The sequence below is a fragment of the Amycolatopsis sp. WAC 04182 genome (genome assembly GCF_003947465.1).
In the GTDB taxonomy this organism is placed as follows: Bacteria; Actinomycetota; Actinomycetes; order Mycobacteriales; family Pseudonocardiaceae; genus Amycolatopsis.
In genome coordinates, this window is record NZ_QHJJ01000010.1 from 192,127 (window position 1) to 216,888 (window position 24,762).

The window sequence follows — 24,762 nt, forward strand, 5'->3', positions numbered from 1 at the left end:
AGTCCCGATCTGTTCCCCACCATGGTGACATATCGCTCGGCCTGGTGCGTGGCACCGTGACGCCCGCGACTACCCTGGTGGGGTGAGGTTCCTGCGCCGTAGCACCACAGACACCGCCACGACGGACACCGAGACCCCCGGCGACGACGCCGTCGAGGTCCAGGCCAAGTCGTACACGCCCGGAAAGGGCAAGGCCACGCCCAAGCGGCGTGAGGCCGAGGCCAAGCGCCGCGGCCCGGTGGCGCCCCCGCCGACCACCATGCGGGAGGCGATGAAGCGCAACAAGGAGCTCCGGAAGTCCGCGAAGGCCGACCCCGAGTACAAGCTCAAGCAGCGCAACGCCGCCAAGGAACGCCGTGAGCGGATGATGGCCGGCGAAGACAAGTACCTGCTGCCCCGCGACCGTGGCCCGGTCAAGGCGTACATCCGTGACCTGGTCGACTCGCGGCGCAACCTGCTCGGCCTGTTCATGCCGCTGGCGATCCTGGTGTTCGTCGCGCTGATCCTGCCGTACCCCGAGGTCCAGCGGTACGCGACGCTGCTGTGCACCGTGATGCTGCTCGGCATGATCGTCGAAGGTTTCCTCAGCGGGCGCCGGATCGCGAAGATGGTCCGCCTGAAGTTCCCGAACGAGACGGTCAAGGGCACGTCCGTCGGCTGGTACTCGTTCATCCGCGCGAGCCAGATCCGCAAGCTGCGGGTTCCGAAGCCGCGCGTGAAGCCCGGCGACAAGGTCTGAGCAGGGGAAACCCAGGTCGTTAGCGAGACTAACGGCCTGGGGTAGAGTCGCGTCCATGGAGTTTCGACGCCTCGGCCGCAGCGGCCTCAATGTCAGTGAGATCTCGTACGGCAACTGGCTCACCCACGGGTCCCAGGTGGAAGAGGACCAGGCCCAGGCCTGCATCAAGGCGGCGCTCGACGTCGGCATCACCACGTTCGACACCGCCGATGTCTACGCCAACACGGCCGCCGAATCGGTGCTCGGCCGCGGCCTGAAGGGCCTGCGCCGCGAAAGCCTGGAGATCTTCACCAAGGTCTACTGGCCGACCGGCCCCAAGGGCCCGAACGACCAGGGCCTCGGCCGCAAGCACATCATGGAGTCGGCGAACGCTTCGCTGAAGCGCCTCGGCACCGACTACGTCGACCTCTACCAGGCACACCGGTTCGACCGGACCGTCCCGCTCGAAGAGACGTTCCTCGCCTTCGCCGACCTCGTCCGCCAGGGCAAGGTGCTCTACGTCGGCGTTTCCGAGTGGACCGCCGAACAGATCACCCAGGGCGCGGCGATCGCACGCGAACTGAAGGTGCCCCTCATCTCGAACCAGCCGCAGTACAACGCGCTGTGGCGGGTCATCGAGGCGCAGGTCGTCCCGGCCTCCGAACGCGAGGGGCTCAGCCAGATCGTCTGGTCGCCGATCGCGCAGGGCGTGCTCACCGGCAAGTACAAGCCCGGTCAGCCGCTGCCCGAGGGCTCCCGCGCGACCGACGAGAAGGGCGGCGCCAACATGGTCGCCCGCTTCCTCAACGACGACGTCCTCGAGCGCGTCCAGCGGCTCCAGCCGATCGCGGACAAGGCGGGCCTGACGATGGCCCAGCTGTCCGTGGCGTGGGTGCTGCAGAACCCGAACGTCGCCTCGGCGATCATCGGCGCCTCGCGGCCGGAGCAGGTGCACGAGAACGTGAAGGCGGCCGGCGTGAAGCTGGACGCGGATCTGCTCGCCGCGATCGACGAGGCCCTCGACGGCGTCACCGAGACCGACCCCACCCTCACCCGCTCGCCCTGACGTGGCTGAAGGACGCTTTCCCCGCATGCGATGCGAGGAAAGCGTCCTTCACCGCGTGTGATGCGGGGAAAGCGTCCTTCAGCGTCAGTCGCCGTGCACGCGCGAGTGGTACGCGATCTGGCCGTCGAGATCGAGGGCGTCACCGGGGGCGCGCAAGGGATCGATGCCCAGCCCCCGCAGCAACCTGCTCGCGCCGGCGACCCGGTCGCCGGTCCGGCCGTCGAGCCGCTCCGGCCGGTGACCTCGCTGGATCAGCAGGCCCTCGACGTCGTCGATCAACCGGTACGGGTCGTAGACCTGCTGTTCAGGCATGACCACCACCGGGAATCCAGGTCTTCCCGGTGATCCTTTCGTAGACCTCGGTGTAGCGCTTGCGGGTCGCCTCGACGATCTCGTCCGGGATGGCGGGACCGGGCGGCGTCTTGTCCCAGCCGGTGGTCGTCGACCAGTCGCGGACGAACTGCTTGTCGAACGCGTGCTGCGTCCGGCCCGGCTCGTACTCGTCGGCGGGCCAGAACCGCGACGAGTCCGACGTGAGCACCTCGTCCCCGAGCGTCAGCACACCATCCGCGTCGAAACCGAATTCGATCTTGGTGTCGGCGATGATGATGCCGTTCTTCGCCGCGTGCTCCGCGCCCTTGGTATAGACCTCGAGCGTCAGCTCGCGGAGGCGGTCCGCGGTCTCCTTGCCGATCTCGTTCACGACGTCGGCGAAGGTCATGAACTCGTCGTGGCCGGTGTCGGAGATCTTCGTGGTGGGCGTGAAGATCGGCTCGGGCAGCTTGTCCGCCTCGACGAGACCGGCGGGCAGTTCGACGCCGGAGACCTTGCCGTCGCGCCGGTATTCACGCATGCCGAGACCGGTCAGGTAGCCGCGCGCGATGCACTCGACCTGAATCATCTTCAGCGGCTTGCACCGCGTGGCGCGCCCGGCGAATTCGGCGGGGACATCCGTCGTGGAGATGACGTGGTTCGGCACCACGTCGGCCATCTTTTCGAACCACCAGGCGGAAAGCTGGTTGAGCAGCGCGCCCTTGTCCGGGATCGGGGTCGGCAGCGAGACGTCGTAGACCGAAACGCGATCCGAGGCGACGAGCAGAATGTCGCCGTCGATTTCGTAAAGGTCCCGGACCTTACCCGCGTGAATGTGCTTCATGCCCCGTCCTCGATGTCGTATTCGTAAAAAATCCAGTGGTCCGGCAACGCCGCCGATTCGCCGTACTCGAGTACGTCACCCTCGGCGGACAGAAACCTGTTGCGACTCAACAGAATCGCCGAACCTTCGGCCACGCCGAGTTCCGCCGCCTCCTCGGCACCCGCCAGCCCCGCGGCGTGCTGAGAATGGGTCGACGCCAGAACACGGCCTGTCCGGTCCGCCACGTATTTGACCGTGCCTTCGACGATCCGCACCGGCTCGAAGAGCAAAGGAGCCTTCGCCGCGACGGCGCCGTCGAACCACGAGACCGACGTCGACACCGGCCGGCCTTCGCCCGCATACGTGGTCCGTCGCCGACGGATCACCGGAGTACCTTCATCGATTCCGAGCGCGCCCGCCACCCGGTCCGGTGCGGGCAGGAGGCCTGCTTCGCGGATTTTCGCGTAGTGGCCCGGTGGATAGACCTTGCCGGTTCGCGCGATCGAGATCGTCCGATCGTGCGCGGAGCGGTGCAGCGCCCTGGTCTGCACCACTGTCCCGATCCCGCGTACCGCGCGGACCAGACCTTCGGCGCGCAGCGTCGAGAGCACCTTCATCGCCGTCGCCATCGCGACGTTCCAGTTCCTGGCGATCTCCCGCGCGGACGGGACCGTGTCGCCTTCCTTGAGCCTGCCCGAAACGATGTCGTCGCGAATGCTTCCCGCGATCTGGAGATACGGCGGTTCGGGTCGATCGACGGCGGGCAAGGTGACTCCTCACAAGGTCGCGCGGTGCGCACAAGCGTTCTAGCACACCAATGGGCGAGCACCAAGGATCCTGCTCACACCCCATTATTACGTACTAGTACACATTCTGGACGGTGCTCTAGTACACCTGTTACTCTCCGAGAAGTTCCCGAAACCCGTTAGGGGGCTCGATGAACCACCTGAGCATCGACGAACTGCTCGAAGAGCTTCGAAGACGCCGGTGGGTCGTCTACATCTTCGGCCCCCGGGAGGAACCGGAGGTCTGTGCCGCGGTGTTCCAGTGGGACACCTGCGCCGACGTCCTCATCCTCCGCGGGGAAGAACGGGCGAGCGCCTTCCGGGTCACGACCCTCCCGGACACGGACGTCTTCCACCCCGCGCTCGTCTCGTGGCAGTACCACTCCACGGCCGACTGGACCCTGCGCGCGGTGCTCACCATCCCGCCGCCCGGCGACGCCGCCGCGCCGATCCAGTTGCTGCAACCACATCCGGACTGCGTGATCCCGATGGAGGCGCGCCAGCCGGTCACCATCCTGCCCGCCATCCCGACCAAGGCCGACCAGGGAGATCCCTAACCTCGGCCGATCACCTGCTCGGCGACAACGAGGTCGTGCGGGTAGGTGATCTTGAGGTTCTCCGCGCTGCCCGGAACCCACCGCACCGGCAGCGCGGAGAACCTTTCCATGCACGAAGACGTGTCCGTGCCGACGAAACCCTCACGCTCGGCCGTTTCGTAGGCTTCGAGCAACGGGGCCGCGCGGAAACCCTGCGGTGTCTGCACCCTGATCGCCCCGGGCAGCGCGCCGGAAACGGTGTCGCCGTCGACGCGCACGATGTCGTCGGCCGCGACCCCGGGCACCGCTCCCCCGTACCGCCGCGTGTCGGCGAGGACGTCCGCGATCAGTTCCGGGGTGACGAGCGGACGGGCCGCGTCGTGCAGCAGTACCGCGTCGATCTCGCCGCTCTCGATACGGGAAGTCAAGTGGCGCAAGGCGTTCAGCTCCGAACCCTGACGCGTCGCGCCGCCGTGGACGAGTTCGACCTCGCCCGGATGCGCGGCGAGCACCTCCCGCGCGAGTCCGGTGTCCTGCGGCCGGACGACCAGCACGAGCACGTCGATTCCGGGCACGCGGGCGAAGGCGTCGAGCGACCACGCGACGACCCGTTTGCCCGCCACCGGCAGGTACACCTTGTTGAGCTTGGCGCCGACCCGGGTGCCCGCTCCGCTCGCGAGCACCACCCCGGCGGCCTTCGTCTGAGCCACAGGCAACTCTGACACAGGCGGGTGGGTAGGTTGGGCCCGGCCACCGAAGCGATCCGAAGGGGCAAGGCGTTGGACGACGAAATCCTCGAGTTCGCCGAAGTCGAGCAGCCTGATGAACACGCGCGCTCGGCGGCGATCGCCCTGCACTCGAAACTGATCAAACCGGCCGGTTCGCTGGGCAGGCTCGAAGAACTGGGCGTATGGGTCGCGGCCTGTCAGGGCCAGTCGCCGCCGCGGCCGTTCACGCGGCCCCGGGTCGTGGTGTTCGCCGGGGACCACGGCATCGCCGCGAAGGGTGTCTCGGCCTATCCGGGCGAGGTCACCGCGCAACTCGTCGGCAGCATGCTGACCGGCGGCGCGGCCATCAACGTCCTGGCGGCTTCGGCGGGCGCGAGCGTCCGGGTGGTCGACATGGCCGTGGACAGCGACGCCCCCGCGACGCGGTCGATCGGCGAGTTCAAGGTGCGGCGCGGGTCCGGCTCGATCGACGTCGAGGACGCGCTGACCGACGAGGAGGCGCGTGCCGCCGTCCGCGCGGGCCGGGCGATCGCCGACGCCGAGGTCGACGGCGGGGCTGACCTGCTCATCGCGGGCGATCTCGGGATCGGCAACAGCACGCCGGCCTCGGTGCTGGTCGCGGCGCTGACCGGCAGCGAGCCGGTGGCCGTCGTCGGCCGCGGTTCCGGAATCGACGACAACGCCTGGATGCGCAAGGCCGCGGCCGTCCGGGACGCGCTGCGGCGTGCGCGGACCGTGCTGGCCGACCCGGTCGCGCTGCTGCGCACCGCCGCGGGCGCCGACATCGCCGCGATGGCGGGTTTCCTCGCACAGGCCTCGCTCCGGAAGACGCCGGTGATCCTGGACGGTCTGGTCGCCTCCGCGGCCGCGCTGGTCGCCGAGGAACTCGTCCCCGGCGCTCGGCAGTGGTGGGCCGCGGGCCAGCGGGGCGGCGAACCCGCGCACGCGCTGGCGCTGGAGCACCTCGACCTGGACCCGATCCTGGACCTGGACGTGCGTCTCGGCGAGGGGACGGGCGCGGTCGCGGCGCTGCCGCTGGTGTTCATGGCGACGCGGGTGCTCGCGGAGATGGCCACGCACGAGCAGGCCGGGGTGAGCGGGCCGCTGATCGAGGCCCCCGCTTCCTGACGCCCCCGCGCTTTTAGTCCTCTGAATGCGAAAATCCGTGAAGGCCTCCTTCCCTACGCTCAAGGTAGGGAAGGAGGCCTTCACGGATTTGAGGCTCAGCCCAGCGGGTGCATCCAGCCTTCCGGGGCGGGCCGGGTGCCCTCCTGGATCCCGGTCAGCGCGCCGCGCAGCTTCATCGTCAGCTCGCCGGGCTGCCCGCCCGCGACGGAGAACTCGCCACCCGCGTGCTTCACGTGCCCGACCGGCGTGATGACCGCCGCGGTCCCGCAGGCGAACACCTCGGTCAGCTCGCCGGAAGCCGCCGCCTTCTCCCACTCGTCGGTGGAGATGCGCCGCTCCTCGACCTGGTGCCCGAACGACTTCGCCAGCTCCAGCAGGGACTTGCGGGTCACGCCCGGCAGCAGCGAGCCGGTCAGTTCCGGGGTCACGACGCGGGCCTCGTCACCGGAGCCGAAGACGAAGAACAGGTTCATCCCGCCCATTTCCTCGACCCAGCGCCGCTCGACCGCGTCGAGCCACACGACCTGGTCGCAGCCCTTCTCCACGGCCTGCGCCTGCGCGACGAAGGACGCCGCGTAGTTGCCCGCGCACTTCGCCTCGCCGGTGCCGCCGGGGACGGCGCGCACGTACTCGGTCGAGAGCCACACGCTCACCGGCTTCACGCCGCCGGAGAAGTACGAGCCGGCGGGCGAGCCGATCAGCGCGTAGAGGTACTCGTTCGCGGGCCGGTTGACGCCGAGCCCGGCTTCGGTGGAGATCATGAACGGCCGCAGGTACAGCGACTCGCCCGGCTTCGTCGGGACCCAGCGGGCGTCGACCGCGATGAGCTCGCGGATCGAGTCGAGGAAGGTCTCCACCGGCAGCTGCGGCATGGCGAGGCGCTCGGCCGAGTTGCGGAACCGGATCGCGTTCGCGTCGGGCCGGAACGCCGCGATCGTGCCGTCCGGCTGGCGGTACGCTTTGAGTCCTTCGAAGATCGCCTGGCCGTAGTGCAGCACGGAGGTCGCCGGGTCGAGTGTGAGTGGCGCGTACGGCCCGACGGTGGCGTCGTGCCAGCCCTGTTCGGCACTCCATTTCACGGTCACCATGTGGTCGGTGAAGTGCAGGCCGAAGCCGGGTGCGGCCAATACGTCCGCGACGCGTTCCGGGCTCGCGGGGCTCGGGTGCGGGAGGTGGGTGAACTGCGTCGAGGTCGTCATGACTAAGACGATAACGCTTGGTCGGACCCACGTTAGTCGGACGTCCGCATATCTTTACCTCCCGCGATCTGTCCGTCACGACGAACACGGGAGGGGCCTTCGCCCTAGGATGGCGGCGTGACGTACAACCAGATGCAGCCCGCCCAACCGGCCCACCCGGCCAAGCCTGCCACCCCCGGCGCGGGGGCGGACGTCAAGACCTTCGCGACGGCCGTGCTGCTCACCTTCGGCACCGGCGTGCTGATGATGGACGGCTGGGCCCTGCTCGACAGCGGCTTCGGCGCGTTCCTCGGCCTGGTCGCCGGCGGTTTCGGCATTTTCTGGTGGAGGAGCATCCACGGCAAGGTGTTCCCGCGCGAACTGGGCACGAAGTCGGTGGTCATCCTCACGGTGATCAACGTCGTGCTGGTGCTGCTCCTGCTCCTCCAGGTGAGCTAGAGCAACCCCTCGGGGAGGCCGGGCGCGGGCCAGTCCGGGTCGGGCCGGAAGTCGGTCCACGTCCCGTCGAAGGGGAACCGCCCGGCGTCCGCGAGCGCCCCGATCCGCTCGCCCTCGGCGCGCAGCCGCTCCAGCTGACCGGCGGTGATACGGCCGGCGAGGACGGCCTCCTCCGCCTCGTCCTCGTCCTTCCACTGCCAGCGTCCGCCGGGCTCGACGGCGACGTCGAGGATGCCGTCGATGCGGTCGGGTCCCGACGGTGTGCGCCCCAGCGGGACCTCGAGGTTGACGTACCAGTTCAGGAAGCGGCCGTCGGCGTCGAAGAACCACCAGACCGACGACCATTCGTCGTCGGCGATACGGCGCAGCGTCGAGGTGTCACGCCAGTGGTCGGCCACGCGCACCCTCGGCACCCGGAACCGCTCCTCCAGCGGCGCCTCGCGGAAGAACCGCCCGTCGGCGAGCCTGCTGCCGACGATCGGGGTGTCCGCGGGCAGCCAGCCGAGCAGCACGGTGCCGTCGTCGGAGATCACGCGCAGCGGGTGGTGCTGGCCGATCGAGCCGTCCGGTCGCAGGAAGCGTTCGACGACCGTGTCGCCCGGGGTCCAGAGAGGATCATGCACGCCTTGAACGGTCACTCTTTGAACGGTACCGACGGGCGCGGACCCGCAGAACCAGTTCGGCGAGCGTTCCCACTCCCGCGAGCCCGAGGGCCACGACCGGCCCAGCGAAGGCCGCGGCGACGGCCACGATCAGTCCACAAGCGAGTGTCGCCTTCGGACGTTCCGGGGAAAGCCGCTCGCGTCCGTCGGTGAAGGCGTCCACCGCGACGGGAACGGTCGCCACGGCGGCCACGACCGTCAGCACCGGCAGCAGCGAGACCGCGTCGGCCGCGGCGAGGAGCTCATGGAACGACGTCGCCGAAAGCCCCAGCCGGACCGGTCCGAGCTGATAGAGGGCGACGGCGGTGATCGCGACGGCCACGGCGCCCACCGCGGCGGCGCGGCCCGCGCCGGGACGGCGGGGCAGCAGGAACGGCAGCAGCACCAGCACGGCGAGGCCGAGACCGGGCACGGACGGCGGGTCCGGCGCGATGAACTGCGCCAGCGGCGGGATCCCGACGCAGATGGCGATCAGGGACGCGGCCGCGGCCAGCAGCAGGCCGGTCACCCAGCGGGCGGCGTAGTCGCCGAGGCGGACCCCGGCCAGGTCGGCGACGGTCACCACGACGGCGAACACCGCGGCAGCGGCTCCCGGCGCCGACGGGAAGACGTACTGGCCGAACGTCGTCGCGAAGACCAGGACCAGGCCCAGCCGCGAAACGGAGCCCGCGATCCGGTCGGGCCGAGTGTCTCCCACCGGCGGTAGCAGTGCCTCCGCCGCGACGGCGACCACGGCCGCGACCACGACGGCGGCGAGTACCCAGTAATCCGCCCCGGAGGTGCCCGCCGCCAGTGCGATGAGCAGACCGCCAGCCAGCCGCACGCCGTCTCCCTTCCAGTGTCATCCAGTTTCCCGATCGGCCCCGCTGTTACCCCAGGTCCCGCTGTCATTAGCATGGCTCACGATCCAACCGGGCGGCCGCCCGGTACCACCGCGAACGCGCGAGGAGCCAGAAGTGACCGTGCCGAAGCTTGCCCTGACCGAGAACGCCGAAGCGGCGCTTGCCAAGACGCGCGCCGACGTCGTCGTCATCGGAACCCTGCAGGGCGAGGACGGCCTGGCGCTCGCCGCCGGCTCCTCCGTCGCCGATTCCGCCTTCGACGGCAAGCTCGCCGACGTCCTCGGCACGCTCGGCGCGTCCGGCAAGGCCGACGAGATCGTCAAGGTACCGACGCTGGGCAAGCTGTCCGCCGGTGTCGTGCTGGCCGTCGGCCTCGGCAAGGCGGGCGCCGACGGCGTCACCGCCGAGCAGGTCCGCCGGGGCGCCGGTGCCGCCGCGCGGGCGCTGAGCGGGACCGACCGCGCGTTCGTCACGCTGTCGGCGATCGACCTCCAGGCCGCCGTCGAAGGCACCGTGCTCGGCGCGTACTCCTTCACCGAGTACCGCTCCGAGAAGGGTGACGGCCCGGTCGCCAAGGTCGACTTCGTGAGCCCCGAAGAGGGCGCCGCCAAGGACCACAAGGCGACCCTGAAGGCCGCCGGCCTGATCGCCGAGTCGGTCATCGTCGCCCGCGACCTGATCAACACCCCGCCGAACGACCTGTTCCCGGCCTCCTTCGCCGACCGCGCGAAGACGCTGGCCGAGGCGAACAACCTCGACTTCGAGGTCCTCGACGAGAAGGCCCTCAAGCGCAAGGGCTTCGGCGGCATCCTCGGCGTCGGCGGCGGTTCGTCGCGTCAGCCGCGCCTGCTGCGCATCGCCTACAAGCCCGCGAAGGCGTCGAAGAAGGTCGCGCTGGTCGGCAAGGGCATCACCTTCGACTCGGGCGGCATCTCGATCAAGCCCGCCGCGAACATGGACCACATGACCTCGGACATGTCGGGCGCGGCCGCCGTGCTCGCCTCCGTGGTGCTGGCCGCGAAGCTGAAGTACCCGCTCGAGGTCGTCGCGCACATCCCGCTGGCGGAGAACCTGCCCTCGGCCACCTCGTACCGGCCGGGCGACGTGCTCAGCATGTACGGCGGCAAGACCGTCGAGGTCCTCAACACCGACGCCGAAGGCCGTCTCGTGCTGGCCGACGCCATCGTGCGCGCGGGCGAGGAGAACCCCGACTACCTGATCGAGACCTCGACCCTGACCGGCGCGCAGGTCGTTGCGCTGGGCAACCGCACCGCGGGCGTCATGGGCTCGGACGAGTTCCGCGACCGCGTCGCCTCGATCGCGCAGGCCACCGGTGAGGGCGGCTGGGCCATGCCGCTGCCGGAGGAGCTGCGCGCCGACCTCGACTCGCGCCTCGCCGACCTGGCCAACGTCACCGGCCACCGCTGGGGCGGCATGCTCGCCGCGGGCATCTTCCTGCGCGAGTTCGTCACCGAGGGTCTGCCCTGGGCGCACATCGACATCGCGGGCCCGTCGTTCAACACCGCCGGGCCGTGGGGTTACACCGGCAAGGGCGGCACCGGCGTCCCGGTCCGCACCATCGCCGCGGTCCTCGCGGACATCGCCGCGAACGGCTGACACCGCTCCTGAACGCGCCATGAACGGTCCGTTCCTTGCAAATTTCGCAAGGAACGGACCGTTCCTCGCACGCGCCCGGGTCGCAACCCACAAGACGCGAGTGCCGGACCGCGAATGCGACCTTGATCGATGTGCGCATTGCCTTCACCGCGATCGGCCTGCCGGGACACTTCTATCCACTGGTGCCCCTCGCCTGGGCGTGCCGGGCGGCGGGACACGACGTCCTCATGGTCACCACGGACGGCTTCACCGCCGGCGCCGTCCGGTCCGGGCTGCCGATCGCCTCGTGCGGGCAGGCGGCGGACTTCGTCGACCTGGTGACCCACGGCGGGGTCCAGGACGAGGAGTACGCCAACGGGCGGGCGTTCGGCCGGATCGCCCGCCAGCGGCTCCCCCGTACCGAGCGGCTGTTCCGCGACTGGCGGCCCGACCTCGTCGTCAGCGAGCGCGCCGAATTCGCCGGCCCGATCGCGGCGCACACCCTCGGCATCCCCCAGATCGAATTGCACTGGGGTCGCGCGGCACTGCCGCAGTACCGGATCGCCGCGGCCGACGAACTCCGGCCCACGCTCGCCGCCCGGGGACTGACCGGGCTGCCCGCCCCGCGCGCCTCGCTCAATCCGTGGCCGCCCGGGCTGCGGCTGCCCTACGCCGGCGGCCATCTCAGCGTGCGCCACGAGTCGTACAACGGTGACGCGCTCGTCCCGGGCTGGGCGCTCGAACGCCGCACCAGGCCCCGGGTCTGCATGACGCTCGGCACCGTCGTCCCCCGGATCGGCGAGGACGTCGTGTCCGCGTGGCATCCGGTCCTGCTCGCGCTGGCCGAACTGGACGTCGAACTCGTGGTCGCCGTCTCCGAAGCCGTGGCGGCCCGCTGGCCCGCCCTGCCGGACGCGGTGCGGCACTTCGGCTGGCTGCCGCTGTCCCAATCGCTCGGCGCCTGCGACGCGGTGATCCACCACGGCGGACAGGGCACCACGCTCACCGCGCTCGCCACCGGACGGCCGCAGGTGATGCTGCCCGTCTTCGACGACCAGTTCGACAACACCGAAGCGGTGGTGCGGGCGGGTGCCGGGCTGCGCCTGCTGCCGGACGAAGTGACCCCCGCGTCCGTGGCCGCCCGCACCGGCGAGGTGCTCGCCCGGGCCGGGTACGCGCGCGCCGCGTCGGACGTGGCCGCCGAGATCGCCGCTCAACCGTCCACAGCGGACACCGTGCGCGTACTGGTGGATCTGGCGCGGGAACCGCTCGGCAGAGCGGCCTGACCGATCGCCCCGGCGGCGCACACGATGAGGGAGTGATGGGAATGTCCGAGCAAACGAGCACACGAGCGCGGCGCGGCCGCGCGATCGCCGTCTACGGCCTGCTGGTCGTCGCGCCGGTGCTGCTGGCGGTCGGCCTCCTCGTCGGCGGCGACGGCGAGGGCACTTCCACGACCACGGTGGAGACCGTCGCCGGGCATCCGCTCGCGCACCTCCTGCTCGCGATCGCGGTCGTGGTGGCGGCCTGCAAACTCGTGGGGGCGCTCCTGCAGCGGATCGGCCAGCCGCCGGTCATCGGGGAGATCGCGGCGGGCATCCTGCTCGGCCCGTCCGCGCTCGGTGCCGTCTGGCCGGAAGGCGCGGCCGCGTTGTTCCCGCCTTCGGTGCTGCCGGAACTGAACGCCCTCGCCCAGGTGGGGGTCGTGCTGTTCGTGTTCCTCACCGGCCTCGAACTCAACACCCGGCTGCTGCGCGGCAAGGGCCATCTCGCGGTGGTGGTCAGCCACGTCAGCATCGCGGTGCCCTTCCTGCTCGGCGTCGCGCTCGCGGTCTTCGCCTACACGCGGTTCGCGCCGGAAGGCATCGGTTTCCTCGCGTTCGCGCTGTTCTTCGGTGTCTCGCTGAGCGTGACCGCGCTGCCGGTGCTGGTCCGGATCCTCCAGGACGTCGGGCTGCTCCGCACCGAGGTGGGCGTCGTCGCGCTGACCTGCGCGGTGGTGGACGACGTCACGGCGTGGACGCTGCTCGCGGTCGTCGTCGCCCTCGTGACGGCGTCGTCGCTGACCGGTGTCGTGGTGACCCTGGTGCTGGCGGCGGTGTTCATCGCGTTCCTGCTCCTGGTGGCCCGGCCGCTGCTGGAACGGCTCGTGCGGCGCACCTCCGAGAGCGCCCTGCGCAAGCTGGCCCCGCTCGCGCTCGTCGGTGTGCTGCTGTGCGCGATGTCGACCGAATGGATCGGCGTGCACGCGATGTTCGGTGCCTTCATGTTCGGCCTCGTCTTCCCGCGCGGCAACGCGGCGGAATCGTGGCTGCGCCAGAACACCGGCGGGCTGACCGCGGCCGTCCTGCTGCCGCTTTTCTTCGCCTACAGCGGTTTGCGGACCGACATCGGCCTGCTGGCCGACGGCGGGCTGTGGCTGTGGTGCGCCGCGATCGTGTTCGTGGCCGTGGTCGGCAAACTCGGCGGCGCCGCGATCGCGGCCCGCAGCGTCGGCGAGACCTGGAACCGTTCGCTGCAGATCGGCACCCTGATGAACTGCCGCGGCCTGACCGAACTCGTGGTGCTGAACGTCGGGCTCCAGCTCGGTGTCCTGTCCCCCACGCTGTTCACGATGCTGGTGCTGATGGCGCTCATCTCGACCGCGATGGCCGCTCCGCTCGCGACGTGGTTCGCGCGGCGGGAGGGGACGCTGGTGGAGGTGCCCCGGCAGCGGCGCTCGAGCCGGCTTCCCGTACCGCGCCCCTGAGCGTAACTCGCGTGATCAGAGGCGTAACTCGCGTGATTGAAGGCGTAACTCGCGAGTTGCGCCTCTGATCACGCGAGTTACGCCTTCGATCACGCGAGTTACGCAAAGCACGATGCCCCGTCGCGCAGGCGACGGGGCATCGGCGGGTCCGGCTCAGGCCGCGGCGGCGTCCCGCCACCGGCTCGACACCACGCGAGGCGACGGGATCGGCACCACGAACCGGCCGCCCGCGTCCAGGAACTCGTGCTCGTTCGCGATGATCTCGTCGGCGTAGTTCCACGCCAGCAGCAGGTAGTAGTCCGGAGGCGTGTCCTTGGCCTCCTCCGGCGAGCACACCGGGATGTGCGTCCCCGGGGTGAGCTTGCCCTGCTTGCCCTTGGTGGTGTCGGTGACGAACTCGATCTCCGCCGCGGTCAGCCCGCAGAACTGCAGCAGCGCGCAGCCCTTCGACGGAGCGCCGTAGCCCGCGACCCGCTTGCCCATGGCGACCAGGCCGCGCACGAAGTCGCGGATGTGGTCGATCACCGACGCGGTGTTCGCCGCGAACTCCAGGTACGGCCGGTCGCTGTGCAGCCCGAGCGCGCGCTCGTGCCCGAGGATCGCCCCGACGGTGTCCCGCGTGGTCACCGGGCTGTCCTGGGGCGTGGCGAAGACGATGATCGACCCGCCGTGCACCGGCGCCCGCTGGACGTCGATCAGCCGGAGACCGTGCGAGGAGAACAGCCTGTCCAAAGTGGACACCGAGTAGTACGAGAAGTGCTCGTGGAAGATCGTGTCGAACTGGTTCTCCGCCAGCAGATCCACCAGGTAGGGCACCTCGATGGCGAGGACGCCGTCGTCGGCGATCACCGACGTCACCCCGTCGAGGACGTCGTGGACGTCCGGGATGTGCGCGAAACACTGCCTGCCCAGCACGAACTTCGCCTTGCCGTGCTCGGCCGCGACCCGCGACGCCGATTCGCGGCCGAAGAACGCGGCCCGCGACGGGACGCCGTTCTCGTTGGCGATCTCGATCAGGTTGCGCGCCGGGTCCACCCCGAACACCCGCAGCCCGCGGCGCTGGAAGTAGGTCAGCTGGGTGCCGATGTTGCTGCCCAGCTCGACGACCAGGTCGCCCTCGGTGAGGCCGGCGCGCTCGTGCGCCCAGTCGACGATCCGCTCCATGTGCCCGGCGATCAGCGCGGACTCCGAGGTCACGTAGACGTAGTCGCTGAACATCACGTCCGGCCGGACCTCGTGCCGGATCGACATCAGCCGGCAGTCCCGGCACACCACGACGTCCAGCGGGAAGGCGGGCTCTTCGGGGAGCGGGTCCGTCGGCTCGAGGAAACCGTTCGCCAACGGGTGCGACCCGAACGAGTAGACCTCGAGCCAGTCATCGGCGCCACACACCCGACAGGTGTCGATTGTCCTGATGACGTCCTGCATCGTGCCTCCTGATGGAAGTGATCGTTCGCCTACTGGTGCTGCGGGCTGTCTCCAGATCCATGGTCGTCCGCGCACGCGAAGGCGGCGTCTCCTGACCTGCCGAGGAAAGCGGCGGCTCAGCGCAGATCGGGAAGACCGGCGCGCTCGTCGCGCTCGGCCTGCTCCAGCAGGGGCGTCAGGTCGTGGCCCGCGTCGTCCAGCCACGCGTGCCGGTCCCCCACGGCGGCGAAGCGGACGGGCATGGTGCGGATGTCGAAATCGGCCGGTTGGGCGTCGGCGAGCTCGTCCCAGGTCAGCGGGGCGGACACGAGGCCGCGCGGGGTGGGGCGCACCGAGTACGCCGAACCGACCGTCGCGGCGACCTGGTTGTAGTCGAAGTACACACGCGAACCGCGGTTCTTCTTGAACCACTCCATGGTGACCAGTTCGGGCCCGCGCCGGACGAGTTCCCGGCCCAGCGCGATCGCGGCCCGGCGGACGTCGGCGAAGGACCACTTCGGTGCGATGGGCACCAGGACGTGCAGGCCGCCCTTGCCGGAGGTCTTGGGGCCCGCGGTCATCCCGAACTCCGCCAGCAGCGCACGCAGCTCCTGAGCCACCAGGACGATGTCGGCGAACGTGCGTCCTGGGCCGGGGTCCAGGTCGATCTGGAGCCGGTCCGGGCGGCCGAGATCGCCTTCACGGACGGGCCACGTGTGGAACGTCAGCGTGCCGAGGTTCGCGGCCCACACCAGCACCGCCGGCTCGGTCGGGCAGACCTCGTCGAGGACGATGTCGTCGTTCACCGGGACCCGGACCGTCCGGACCCAGTCCGGTGCGCCCTTGGGCAGCCGCTTCTGGAAGAACGCCGAGCCGCGCGCCCCGTTCCATTCGGTGAGTTTGGACTCCGGCTGCACACCGCCCGGCCACCGTTCGAGGGTGGTCGGGCGGTGCAGCGTCGCCGTCAGCAGCCCGGCCCCGACCGCCACGAAGTACTCGATCAGTTCGAGCTTCGTCGCGCCGAGGTCCGGAAAATAGATCTTGTCCGGATTGGACACTCGGACGGCGCGCTCGCCCTCGGGCGAACGCACCTGCAGCTCGACGTACTTGGCCGCCATCTCCGAGTGCCGCCTCCGATCAACCGCAGTGCCGCTTGAGGTGCTGTCCGGTCAGCGAGGTGCGGTGCTTCACCAGATCCGCGGGCTTGCCGGTGAAGACGATCTCGCCACCGGCGGTGCCGCCCTCCGGGCCGAGGTCGATGATCCAGTCGGCCTGGCGGATCACGTCGAGGTTGTGCTCGATCACGATGACCGTGTTGTTCTTTTCGACCAGCGTACCGAGAATCCCCATCAACGTGTCCACATCGGACAGGTGCAGGCCGGTGGTCGGCTCGTCGAGCACGAACACCGAACCCTCGCGGTGCAGTTCGTTCGCCAGCTTGAGCCGCTGGCGCTCACCACCGGAGAGCGTGCTGAGCGACTGGCCGAGGCTCAGATAGCCGAGGCCGACCTCGACCAGCGCCTTCAGCTTCGGCGCCAGTGTGGGCTCGGTGAAGAACTCGGCCGCTTCCGAGATCGGCATCTCCAGCACGTCGGCGATCGACTTGCCGCGCAGCTCGTGTTCGAGCACCGCGTCGGTGAACCGGCGGCCGCCGCAGCTCTCGCACTCGCTCGTCACGGGGTCCATGTACGCGAGTTCGGTGATGATGACCCCGCGGCCCTCGCACTCCTCGCAGGCGCCCTTGGAGTTGAAGCTGAACAGGCCTTCCGAAACCTTGCCCGCCTTGGCGAACAGCTTCCGGATGCCGTCCATCACGCCGATGAACGTCGCCGGCGTGGACCGCAGCGAGGCCGAAATCGGCTTCTGGTCCACGAAGATGGCGTCCGGGTACTCGGCGAGGAAGACCTGCTCGACGAGCGTCGACTTGCCGGATCCGGCGACACCGGTGACCACGGTGAGCACGCCTGCCGGGAACTCCACCGACACGTTCTTCAGGTTGTGCAGCGCGGCCTTCTTCACCGGGAGCTTGCCCGTGGGGGTGCGCGGCGTCGTGTTGAGCTTCGTGGGCGCGCTCAGCGCCTTGCCGGTGGCCGTCGACGACTTGCGCAGCGCGGCGACCGTGCCCTCGAAGACGACCTCGCCACCGTGCACACCCGCACCGGGACCGAGGTCCACGACGTGGTCGGCGATCGCGATGACGTCCGGGTCGTGCTCGACGACGAGGACGGTGTTCCCGCGGTCGCTCAACGCCTTCAGCAGCGCGGTGAGCCTGCCGACGTCGTGCGGGTGCAGGCCGGTGCTCGGCTCGTCGAAGATGTAGAGCATGCCGGTCAGGTCGCTGCCGAGGTGCCGGACCAGCTTCAGGCGCTGCGCCTCACCACCGGAAAGCGTGGAGGTCTGCCGGTCGAGGGTCAGGTAGCCGAGACCGATGGCGGCCATCCGCTCCAGGCCGACCCGCGCGTTGTCCGCGATGGCCTTCACCGTGGCGCCGGTGAGCTTCCCGAGCAGTTCGATCAGCTCGTCCACCTGCAGGGCGGCCCATTCGGCGATGTTCTTGCGCTGGATCTTGGTGGCCAGCGCGGCCGCGTTGAGCCGGGTGCCGCCGCACGAGGCGCATTCGCCGTCGGTGACGAACTGTTTGACGGTCTCCCGCTTGCGCTCGCTCAGCGTGCTGATGTCGCGCTTGAGGTAGAGCCGGGTGAACCGGTCTTCGAGACCCTCGTAGTTCGTGGCGAAGGAGGTGTTCTTGGTCTTGACCGTGACCTTCCCGCCGGTGCCGTGCAGGAAGTCTTCCATTTCCTTCTTGGTGAACCGCTTGAGCGGCTTGTCCGGGTCGTACATCCCGGAGTTCGCCCAGATCTGGAAGTCCGGGCCGCCGACCTTGTACTCGGGGAACAACACCGCGCCGTCGTTGAGGGACTTGGAGGTGTCGAGCATCCGGTCGAGGTCGAGCCGCACGGATTTGCCGAGCCCGTCGCAGTCCGGGCACATACCCTGCGGGTTGTTGAACGAGTACTGCGAAGGCCGCCCGTGCTCGGGGTCGGCGTGCCGGGCGAACAGGGTGCGCAGCACGGGAAGGATGTCGGTGATCGTGCCGACCGTCGAGCGCGCGCTGCCACCGAGGGGTTTCTGGTCGACGAGCACCGGCGTACCGAGCCGCTCCACCGCGTCCACCGCGGGCCGCTCGTAGCGCGGCAGCTGATTGCGGATGAACCAGGGGAACGTGCTGTACAGCTGGCGCTGGGCCTCCACACCGATGGTGTCGAACACCACGGACGACTTGCCGGAGCCGGAGACACCGGTGAAGACCGTGATCTTCCCGGTCGGCACGGACAGGGTGACGTCCTTCAGGTTGTGGACACGTGCGCCCGATACGCGGATCTCCTCGCCGGCCGAGGACGAGTTCGTTCGTTTGGTGCCACTCACTATTATCCCCAATCCAGTTTATAGTCGCGAGGCAACTATGCCGCGAAAGGGGATTCGGGACTTCTCTATTCGTGCCGTATCGGACGATTCGCCCCGATCACCCGATCGAGATCGACCCGGACGGGCCTTTCCAACTGGGAGTACCGGCAGGATTCCGGGGCGCGGTCCGGGCGCCAGCGGACGAACTGGACGGGGTGCCGGAACCGGACGCCTTCGAGATAGTCGTACCGGACCTCCACCACTCGTTCGGGCCGCAGCGGCACGAAGGTCGGGTCCTTCTCGCGGTTCCACCGGCTCGCGCCCTGCCCGAGCCGTTTGCGTTCCTCGATGGTGTCGGCCATCCACCCCCAGGGATGCCGGTCGAAATCCGTGACGAGCGGCTGGAGTTCTTCGAACAATTCCTCACGCCGGGCCATGCTGAACGCGGCCGAGACGCCGACCGGGGCCAGGCCGTCGACGAGGGTCACCCACTGTTCGAAACCCGCCCAAGCGCCGATGTCGTCGTACAACGCCAGCAACAGTGAACCGATCCGGTCCGGGCCGGATTTGTGCACCCGGTAGCCCGCGACGACGCAATCCGCGGTGCGGACATGCTTGATCTTGGTCTGCACCCGTTTGCCGGGCAGATAAGGCTGATTCGGATCCTTCGCGATGATGCCGTCGATACCGGCGCCTTCGAATTCGGCGAACCACCGGCGCGCCTGGTCGATGTCCCTGGTCGCCGGGGTCACGTGGACCGGCGGCCCCGCGTCGGCGAGCGCCTCTTCCAGCCGGGCGCGGCGGATTTCGAACGGTTCTTCTCGGAGGTCGGTGTCGCCGAGGGCGAGCAGGTCGAACGCCACGAAGGAAACCGGCGTGTCCTCACTGAGCTGCTTCACGCGGCTGGCCGCCGGGTGAACCCGTTGCTGCAGCGCGAAGAAGTCCAGCCCCTGACCGTCCTCGGCGAAGACCACCGCCTCGCCGTCGACCACACACCGCTCGGGTAGCTGGCGGCGCGCGGCCTCGACGAGGTCGGGGAAGTACCGGGTCATCGGCCGCTCACCCCGGCTGCCGATCTCCACGTCGTCCCCGTCACGGAACACGATCGTGCGGTAGCCGTCCCATTTGGGCTCGTAGAAGCAGCCCTCGGGGATCGCGGTCGACGGCCTCGCGAGCATCGGGGCGACCGGAGGTCCGAAGGGCAGCGCCATGGCGGCGATTCTGCCCCCGGGGACCGCCTCCGGCCACTCCGGTCGTGCCCTGGGTCGCGAATGGCGCTACCGTCCACAAGAGACACCGGTCAGGTAATGGTGTCCGCTTTGAGTGCTTTGCGCGGTGGTCGTGAGTGGTAATGAGCGTTCTAACCGCCATTACCACTCACGACCCCGGCCTAAACCGCACTCAGCGCAGTTCGACGCCCGCGGACTCGACCGCTTCGAGGAACTCGCCCCGCGCCAGCGCGGCGGCGACGGCCTCGATGTCGTCGGCCATGTAGCGGTCCTGGTCCAGCGTCGGCACCAGCTCGCGCACCTTCTCGTAGGTGGCCAGCGAAGCCGGGCTGAGCCCGTCGCGGCGCCCGGAGATGTCGACCGCCTGCGCGGCCGCCAGGAACTCCACGGCCAGGATGTACTGGTTGTTGGCCAGCACCCGGCGCGCGTTGCGGGTGGCGATCAGGCCCATGCTGACCACGTCCTGGTTGTCGCCGTTGGACGGCACGCTCTGCGTGCTGGCCGGGGCGATCGTGCGGTTCTCCGCCACCAGCGCCGTCGCCGGGTACTGCGCGCCGGCGAAACCGCTGTTGAGGCCGGGGTCGCCGGCCACGAGGAACTCCGGCAGACCGTAGTTGAGGTGCCGGTTGAGCACCCGGTTGGTCCGCCGCTCGGAGAGCACGCCGAGCTGGGTCAGGGCGATCGTCGTGTAGTCCATGACGAACGCGACCGGCTGGCCGTGGAAGTTCGCGCCGTGGAAGATCTCCTGGCCCTCGAAGAACAACGGGTTGTCGTTCGAGGAGTTCAGCTCGATCCGCACGGTGTCCGCGGCGTGGTTCAGCGTGCTGCGCACCGCGCCCAGCACCTGCGGGATGGCCCGCAGCGAGTACGCCTTCTGGAGGTACACCTGGGTGCGGGCGACGCCGTCACCGGTCTCGTCCGCGCCGGCGGCGACCTGGTCGCGCAGCCGGGCGTGCTCGACGGTCAGCTTGCTGCCGCTGGTCAGCGCGCGCATGTTGGCCGCGGTGTCGATCTGGCCGGGGTGCGGGCGGGCCAGGTCGTGTCCCTCGGCGAGGAACGGGCTCTTCGAACCCTGCAGCGCCTCGACGATCAGCGCCGTCACGATCTCGGCCTGGCGCAGCTGGGCGAAGGCGCGGTCGAGGACGAGCGAGCCGACCCCGGTCATCGCCGACGTGCCGTTGATCAGCGCGAGGCCTTCCTTGAACTTCAGGCTCAGCGGCTCGATGCCGCGCTCGCGCAGCACCCGGCCGGTGGGGACCTTGCCGTTCGGGCCGAGCACGTAGCCCTCGCCGATCAGGGTGGTCGCCACGTGTGAAAGCGGCGCCAGGTCACCGCTCGCGCCCAGCGAGCCGATCTCCGGGATGGCGGGGACGATGCCCTCGTTCAGGTACAGGGCGAGCCGCTCCAGCACCTCGGGACGGACCGCGGAGTAGCCGCGGGCCAGCGCGTTCAGGCGCGCCGTGACGATGGCGCGGGACTCGTCCTCCGCGAACAGCGGACCGACACCCGCGCTGTGGCTGCGGACCAGGTTGGTCTGCAGTTCGGTCTCCTTGGCCGTGGAGACCAGCATGTAGATCATCTCGCCGTAGCCGGTGGTCACCCCGTAGATCGGGATGTCCTGGCGGGCGATGTCCTCGAAAACGCGGCGGCTCTTGGTCGCCTTGGCCAGTGCCTCCGACGTGACCTCGACCGGGCTGCCGTCCTCGGCGATCTTGCGCACACCCGGGATGTCGAGCGTCTCCCCGTCGATCTGCACAGGCACCGCAGTCTCTGCTGTCGTCACTTGTGTTCACCTTTCGTCGCTCGGGTCCCGCATGGTCGCCGCGGTGTCGCCGCCTGGTCTCTCCGGCGCCCTCACCACTACGGTCGCACCGGGACTCGTCGTGGGTCTTCTCTAGCGTTGCGCGACCCCGGACCGTGAGTTTTTCCTTGTCAGGACACGGTTTCGCCCCGGTCGCGCGTCGGGCGCGGCCGGGGCGGAAAGGGGTGCCGGCGGGCGGGGTGAAGGGGACTTTCCCCGCATCCGACGCGGGAAAGTCCCCTTCACCCCGGGCTTGGGCTTGGGGTGCTGTGGGGCCTGGTCGATGCGAGCCGGGCAAGGGGCTCTGGTCGTGAGTGCTGGATGCTGCTCCGGCGAGTATGTCGCGAAAGCCACTTTCGGGACATCTGACGTCTCGAAAGTGGCTTTCGCGACATGCGGTGCTTACCCCCGCTTACTTGCGCACGCCGACGAACAGGCCCGGCGCGTTGGCCCGGCCGTCGGAAAGCTGAAGCGGGTCCGAGAGGAACTCGACCGTGCAGCCGGCGCGTTCGAACGCGAGCTCGTATTCCTCGCGCGTGAACAGACTGGTCACCAGCTCGTCGGTCCAGGCACGCATGCCTTCGGGTTCCGAGACGGTGAACCGGATCTCCATGCGCGTGGTCAGTCCCTCGCGCACCGACCTGGTCAGCCGGGAGACGACCCGGCGGTCCTCGCGCACCACGTGCCCGCCGACGTAGCCGTCGATGAAGTTCTCCGGGAACCACCAGGGCTCGACCACGAGCACGCCGCCGTGGTCGAGGTGCTCCGCCATCTGCGCGACGGCCTTGTCCAGGTCGTGGCTCGACAGCATGCAGGCGACCGCGTTGCCGATGCAGATCAGCGAGTCGAACTTCTTCCCGAGGTCGAAGTCCCGCATGTCACCGGGGTGGATGTCGATGTCGGGCAACCGCAGTTGCGCGAACTCCCGCATCGCCGGCGCGATCTCCACCCCTTCGACCTCGTCGAACAGCCCGGCGAGCCGTTCGAGGTGGGCGCCGGTCCCGCAGGCCACGTCGAGCAGCGTCGCGGCGCCCGGCTTGCGGTCGCGGATCAACGCGGCCAGCTCCTCGGCCTCGGCCCCGAAATCCTTGCCCCGGCTGCGGAAAATCAGGTCGTACAGTTCGACGTGATCGTGCCCGTATGTCATGTTCGCTCCCTGTTCTCGGATCGGGTCAGCCGTGAGTCCGGTCCCGCACGGCCCGTGCGAGCGTGTCGACGACCCGCCCGATATCGCTGTCGCTCAGCGCCTGGTGGATCGGCAGGCACAGCGTCGAGGCCGCGGCCTTCTCGGCCGAGGGCAGTTCGGCGTCCGAACCGTAGGCGTCGACCTTGTGCAGCAACTGATAGCGGAACGTGGTGTAGATCCCCTCGTCGAACAGTTGCCGTGCCACGGCGTCGCGGATCGCCGGATCCATCTGCACCCAGTAGATGTAGTACGAGCTCTCGTGCCCGTCCGGCAGCGGTGGCGGGGTGCGGAGCCCCGGCACCTCGGCGAACGCGGAATCGTAGAACTCGGCGATCAGCCGGCGGCGCTTGACGAAGTCGCGGAGCTTGGCCAGCTGAGTGACCCCCACGGCGGCCTGGACGTCGTTCATGATCGACCGCCGGGAGAACGAGGAGACCTCGAACTCCCACCACCGCGTCTGCGTCCGGTGCGCCTCGGAGAAACCGCTCGACTGCGCCATTCCCAGGTACGCGCGTTTCGCCGCCTCGGCCGTGACCGCGGGGTCCTTCGCGTACAGGATCCCGCCGTCCAGCGCGACGGCGATCTTGCCCCAGTCGAAGCTCCACGCCGAGATGTCGCCGAAGGTGCCTACCGCCTTACCGTCCACAGAGGACGCCTGCGCGTTGGCCGCGTCCTCCATGAGCCAGATTCCGCGGTCCTGGCACAGTTTCGCGATCTCCACGATATGCCCCGGCCGTCCGCCGTAGTGCAACAGCAGGACGCCGCGGGTCTTCGGGGTCAGGCAGCGTTCGATGTCCTCCACCGTCGGGTTCAGCAGTTCGGGATCGACGTCGCAGAACACCGGCCGGGCACCGTGCGCGGCGACGGCGTTGGCCGCGCCGACGAAGTTCACCGTCGGCAGCACCACTTCGTCGCCCGGCCCGATGCCGAACAGCTCCATCGCGAGGAACGTCGCCTCGGTGCACGAATTCGTCGAAGTGACGTGCGAGCGTCCGACGCCGAGGTGCGCCGCCCAAGCCTCTTCGAAGGCCACGACCTTGGTACCGCGCCCGATCCACGAGGTCTTGAACACCTCGCCGACGGCGGCCAGTTCGTCGTCCCCCAGCGACGGCTGGAAGACGTTGATCATCTTCGGGTCCATCACGCCGCCCTGGTCACGGTGGCGTCGGCCTTCAGCGGCTCCCACCAGCTCCGGTTGTCGCGGTACCACTCGATCGTCGTCGCGAGGCCGTCTACGAACCGGACCTGCGGCTCGTAACCGAGTTCGTCGCGGATCTTGGTGATGTCCAAGGAATAGCGGCGGTCGTGGCCGAGCCGGTCCGGCACGTGGCGCACCCGGTCCCAGCCCGCGCCACAGGCCTCGAGCAGCCGCTCGACCAACCCGTTGTTGTCGAGTTCGGTACCGCCGCCGATGTGGTAGACCTCGCCGGCACGGCCGCTGTTCAGCACCATCGCGAGCGCCCGGCAGTGGTCCGAGACGTGCAGCCAGTCACGGACGTTGCGCCCGTCGCCGTAGAGCGGGATGGACTTCCCGTCGAGGAGATTGGTGATGAACAACGGGATCACCTTCTCCGGGTACTGGTAATGCCCGTAGTTGTTCGTGCACCGGGTGACGATGACGTCCAGCCCGCGAGTGCGGTGGAACGCCAGCGCCAGCAGATCCGAACCGGCTTTCGCGGCGGCATAAGGGACATTCGGGTCCAGCGGCGACTGCTCGGTCCACGAGCCCGAATCGATCGAGCCGTAGACCTCGTCGGTCGAGACGTGCACGAACCGGCCGACGCCGTGCCGCTGCGCGGCCTCCAGCAGCAGCTGGGTCCCGGCGACGTTGGTCTGCACGAACTGCGCCGCGCTCACGATCGAACGGTCGACGTGGGTCTCGGCGGCGAAGTGCACGATGGCGTCGTGCCCGGCGACGATCTCGTCCACCGCACGCGGATCGGCGGTGTCCCCGCGGACGAACCGGTACCCCGCCGCTTCGGCGACCGGAGCGAGATTGGCCAGATTCCCCGAATAGGTCAGTTTGTCGAAGACGGTGATCTCGGCCTCGGAAAGCCCCGGCAGTTCGCCGCGCAACGCCGCGCGGACGAACTCCGAGCCGATGAATCCGGCCCCTCCGGTCACCAGGATCCTCATGTCGCTTCCTCTCGTC

At 69.4% G+C, this 24,762-nt stretch carries 23 protein-coding genes; 8 read left to right on the forward strand and 15 right to left on the reverse strand.

The window, feature by feature from the left end:
* The first annotated feature begins 82 nt into the window (after window positions 1-82).
* Both DMH01_RS40545 and DMH01_RS40550 read left to right on the forward strand, forming a co-directional pair.
* A complete protein-coding gene (locus DMH01_RS40545; RefSeq protein ID WP_125684468.1) occupies window positions 83-739 on the forward strand; it encodes a DUF3043 domain-containing protein in 657 nt (218 codons plus the stop codon).
* 55 nt (window positions 740-794) lie between these two features.
* Complete coding sequence (locus DMH01_RS40550; protein ID WP_125684470.1) at window positions 795-1,784, forward strand: aldo/keto reductase family protein; 990 nt, start codon at window positions 795-797, stop codon at window positions 1,782-1,784.
* A gap of 84 nt (window positions 1,785-1,868) precedes the next feature.
* Here DMH01_RS40550 and DMH01_RS40555 read toward each other — a convergent pair whose 3' ends face one another.
* The 3 genes from DMH01_RS40555 to DMH01_RS40565 are packed head-to-tail and all read right to left on the reverse strand — an operon-like array spanning window position 1,869 to window position 3,686.
* On the reverse strand, window positions 1,869-2,096 hold the full coding sequence (locus tag DMH01_RS40555; protein WP_034321469.1) for a hypothetical protein: 228 nt from the start codon (window positions 2,094-2,096) through the stop codon (window positions 1,869-1,871).
* Window positions 2,089-2,940: a phosphoribosylaminoimidazolesuccinocarboxamide synthase gene (locus DMH01_RS40560; protein WP_125684472.1), complete on the reverse strand. Its 852-nt coding sequence runs from the start codon at window positions 2,938-2,940 to the stop codon at window positions 2,089-2,091. Before DMH01_RS40560 ends, DMH01_RS40555 begins: the two co-directional genes overlap by 8 nt.
* Window positions 2,937-3,686, reverse strand: a complete 750-nt coding sequence (locus DMH01_RS40565) for a GntR family transcriptional regulator (RefSeq protein ID WP_125684474.1) — start codon at window positions 3,684-3,686, stop codon at window positions 2,937-2,939. The genes DMH01_RS40560 and DMH01_RS40565 overlap by 4 nt, the downstream gene beginning before the upstream one ends.
* 170 nt (window positions 3,687-3,856) lie before the next feature.
* Between DMH01_RS40565 and DMH01_RS40570 the strand changes: the two genes are divergently transcribed.
* The gene (locus tag DMH01_RS40570) at window positions 3,857-4,261 is read left to right on the forward strand and encodes a hypothetical protein (RefSeq protein ID WP_125684476.1); all 405 of its coding nucleotides are present in this window, start codon (window positions 3,857-3,859) and stop codon (window positions 4,259-4,261) included.
* On the opposite strand, the gene DMH01_RS40575 is transcribed toward DMH01_RS40570, so the two are convergent.
* Window positions 4,258-4,926 (reverse strand): 2-C-methyl-D-erythritol 4-phosphate cytidylyltransferase, encoded by a 669-nt coding sequence (locus DMH01_RS40575; protein ID WP_125684613.1) that lies wholly within the window; start codon window positions 4,924-4,926, stop codon window positions 4,258-4,260. The genes DMH01_RS40570 and DMH01_RS40575 overlap by 4 nt on opposite strands.
* Before the next feature lie 93 nt (window positions 4,927-5,019).
* On the opposite strand from DMH01_RS40575, the gene cobT reads away from it, so the two are divergent.
* Window positions 5,020-6,096 (forward strand): nicotinate-nucleotide--dimethylbenzimidazole phosphoribosyltransferase, encoded by a 1,077-nt coding sequence (gene cobT, locus DMH01_RS40580; protein WP_125684478.1) that lies wholly within the window; start codon window positions 5,020-5,022, stop codon window positions 6,094-6,096.
* Between the two features lie 95 nt (window positions 6,097-6,191).
* On the opposite strand, the gene DMH01_RS40585 is transcribed toward cobT, so the two are convergent.
* Entirely contained in the window at window positions 6,192-7,295 is a 1,104-nt protein-coding gene (locus DMH01_RS40585) for a branched-chain amino acid aminotransferase (protein WP_125684480.1), read from the reverse strand.
* Between the two features lie 117 nt (window positions 7,296-7,412).
* On the opposite strand from DMH01_RS40585, the gene DMH01_RS40590 reads away from it, so the two are divergent.
* The gene (locus tag DMH01_RS40590) at window positions 7,413-7,733 is read left to right on the forward strand and encodes a hypothetical protein (protein WP_125684482.1); all 321 of its coding nucleotides are present in this window, start codon (window positions 7,413-7,415) and stop codon (window positions 7,731-7,733) included.
* Here DMH01_RS40590 and DMH01_RS40595 read toward each other — a convergent pair.
* Together DMH01_RS40595 and DMH01_RS40600 are read right to left on the reverse strand one after the other, a co-directional pair.
* The gene (locus tag DMH01_RS40595) at window positions 7,730-8,356 is read right to left on the reverse strand and encodes a DUF402 domain-containing protein (RefSeq protein ID WP_125684484.1); all 627 of its coding nucleotides are present in this window, start codon (window positions 8,354-8,356) and stop codon (window positions 7,730-7,732) included. The genes DMH01_RS40590 and DMH01_RS40595 overlap by 4 nt on opposite strands.
* Window positions 8,349-9,218, reverse strand: coding sequence for a hypothetical protein (locus DMH01_RS40600; RefSeq protein ID WP_125684486.1), 870 nt, complete (start codon window positions 9,216-9,218; stop codon window positions 8,349-8,351). Before DMH01_RS40600 ends, DMH01_RS40595 begins: the two co-directional genes overlap by 8 nt.
* A gap of 133 nt (window positions 9,219-9,351) precedes the next feature.
* On the opposite strand from DMH01_RS40600, the gene DMH01_RS40605 reads away from it, so the two are divergent.
* From DMH01_RS40605 to DMH01_RS40615, 3 genes are all read left to right on the forward strand, one after another.
* Complete coding sequence (locus DMH01_RS40605) at window positions 9,352-10,854, forward strand: leucyl aminopeptidase (protein ID WP_125684489.1); 1,503 nt, start codon at window positions 9,352-9,354, stop codon at window positions 10,852-10,854.
* Between the two features lie 131 nt (window positions 10,855-10,985).
* Window positions 10,986-12,119 (forward strand): nucleotide disphospho-sugar-binding domain-containing protein, encoded by a 1,134-nt coding sequence (locus DMH01_RS40610; RefSeq protein ID WP_125684491.1) that lies wholly within the window; start codon window positions 10,986-10,988, stop codon window positions 12,117-12,119.
* Window positions 12,120-12,160: 41 nt separating this feature from the next.
* Window positions 12,161-13,582: a cation:proton antiporter gene (locus DMH01_RS40615; RefSeq protein WP_125684493.1), complete on the forward strand. Its 1,422-nt coding sequence runs from the start codon at window positions 12,161-12,163 to the stop codon at window positions 13,580-13,582.
* Between the two features lie 153 nt (window positions 13,583-13,735).
* Here the strand turns inward: DMH01_RS40615 and DMH01_RS40620 are convergent, their stop codons facing one another.
* From DMH01_RS40620 to rfbB, 8 genes are all read right to left on the reverse strand, one after another.
* A complete protein-coding gene (locus tag DMH01_RS40620; protein ID WP_125684495.1) occupies window positions 13,736-15,010 on the reverse strand; it encodes a class I SAM-dependent methyltransferase in 1,275 nt (424 codons plus the stop codon).
* Between the two features lie 116 nt (window positions 15,011-15,126).
* The gene (locus DMH01_RS40625) at window positions 15,127-16,107 is read right to left on the reverse strand and encodes a DNA polymerase domain-containing protein (RefSeq protein ID WP_125684497.1); all 981 of its coding nucleotides are present in this window, start codon (window positions 16,105-16,107) and stop codon (window positions 15,127-15,129) included.
* 19 nt (window positions 16,108-16,126) lie between these two features.
* Window positions 16,127-18,415, reverse strand: coding sequence for an excinuclease ABC subunit UvrA (locus DMH01_RS40630; protein ID WP_125684499.1), 2,289 nt, complete (start codon window positions 18,413-18,415; stop codon window positions 16,127-16,129).
* A 65-nt stretch (window positions 18,416-18,480) separates the two neighbouring features.
* The gene (locus DMH01_RS40635; protein WP_125684501.1) at window positions 18,481-19,605 is read right to left on the reverse strand and encodes an ATP-dependent DNA ligase; all 1,125 of its coding nucleotides are present in this window, start codon (window positions 19,603-19,605) and stop codon (window positions 18,481-18,483) included.
* A gap of 190 nt (window positions 19,606-19,795) precedes the next feature.
* Window positions 19,796-21,406: a tyrosine 2,3-aminomutase gene (cmdF, locus tag DMH01_RS40640; protein WP_125684503.1), complete on the reverse strand. Its 1,611-nt coding sequence runs from the start codon at window positions 21,404-21,406 to the stop codon at window positions 19,796-19,798.
* Between the two features lie 430 nt (window positions 21,407-21,836).
* Window positions 21,837-22,571, reverse strand: a complete 735-nt coding sequence (locus tag DMH01_RS40645) for a bifunctional 2-polyprenyl-6-hydroxyphenol methylase/3-demethylubiquinol 3-O-methyltransferase UbiG (protein WP_125684505.1) — start codon at window positions 22,569-22,571, stop codon at window positions 21,837-21,839.
* Window positions 22,572-22,596: 25 nt separating this feature from the next.
* Complete coding sequence (locus DMH01_RS40650) at window positions 22,597-23,751, reverse strand: DegT/DnrJ/EryC1/StrS family aminotransferase (protein ID WP_125684507.1); 1,155 nt, start codon at window positions 23,749-23,751, stop codon at window positions 22,597-22,599.
* Window positions 23,751-24,746, reverse strand: a complete 996-nt coding sequence (gene rfbB / locus DMH01_RS40655) for a dTDP-glucose 4,6-dehydratase (RefSeq protein ID WP_125684509.1) — start codon at window positions 24,744-24,746, stop codon at window positions 23,751-23,753. Before rfbB ends, DMH01_RS40650 begins: the two co-directional genes overlap by 1 nt.
* Between the last annotated feature and the right edge of the window lie 16 nt (window positions 24,747-24,762).

Coding starts and splice junctions, on each gene's coding strand:
- DMH01_RS40550 (WP_125684470.1), top strand. CDS start 795: ATGGAGTTTCGACGCCTCGGCCGCAGCGGCCTCAATGTCAGTGAGATC.
- DMH01_RS40555 (WP_034321469.1), bottom strand. CDS start 2,096: ATGCCTGAACAGCAGGTCTACGACCCGTACCGGTTGATCGACGACGTC.
- DMH01_RS40560 (WP_125684472.1), bottom strand. CDS start 2,940: ATGAAGCACATTCACGCGGGTAAGGTCCGGGACCTTTACGAAATCGAC.
- DMH01_RS40570 (WP_125684476.1), top strand. CDS start 3,857: ATGAACCACCTGAGCATCGACGAACTGCTCGAAGAGCTTCGAAGACGC.
- DMH01_RS40585 (WP_125684480.1), bottom strand. CDS start 7,295: ATGACGACCTCGACGCAGTTCACCCACCTCCCGCACCCGAGCCCCGCG.
- DMH01_RS40615 (WP_125684493.1), top strand. CDS start 12,161: ATGTCCGAGCAAACGAGCACACGAGCGCGGCGCGGCCGCGCGATCGCC.
- DMH01_RS40620 (WP_125684495.1), bottom strand. CDS start 15,010: ATGCAGGACGTCATCAGGACAATCGACACCTGTCGGGTGTGTGGCGCC.
- DMH01_RS40625 (WP_125684497.1), bottom strand. CDS start 16,107: ATGGCGGCCAAGTACGTCGAGCTGCAGGTGCGTTCGCCCGAGGGCGAG.
- DMH01_RS40635 (WP_125684501.1), bottom strand. CDS start 19,605: ATGGCGCTGCCCTTCGGACCTCCGGTCGCCCCGATGCTCGCGAGGCCG.
- DMH01_RS40645 (WP_125684505.1), bottom strand. CDS start 22,571: ATGACATACGGGCACGATCACGTCGAACTGTACGACCTGATTTTCCGC.
- DMH01_RS40650 (WP_125684507.1), bottom strand. CDS start 23,751: ATGGACCCGAAGATGATCAACGTCTTCCAGCCGTCGCTGGGGGACGAC.
- rfbB (WP_125684509.1), bottom strand. CDS start 24,746: ATGAGGATCCTGGTGACCGGAGGGGCCGGATTCATCGGCTCGGAGTTC.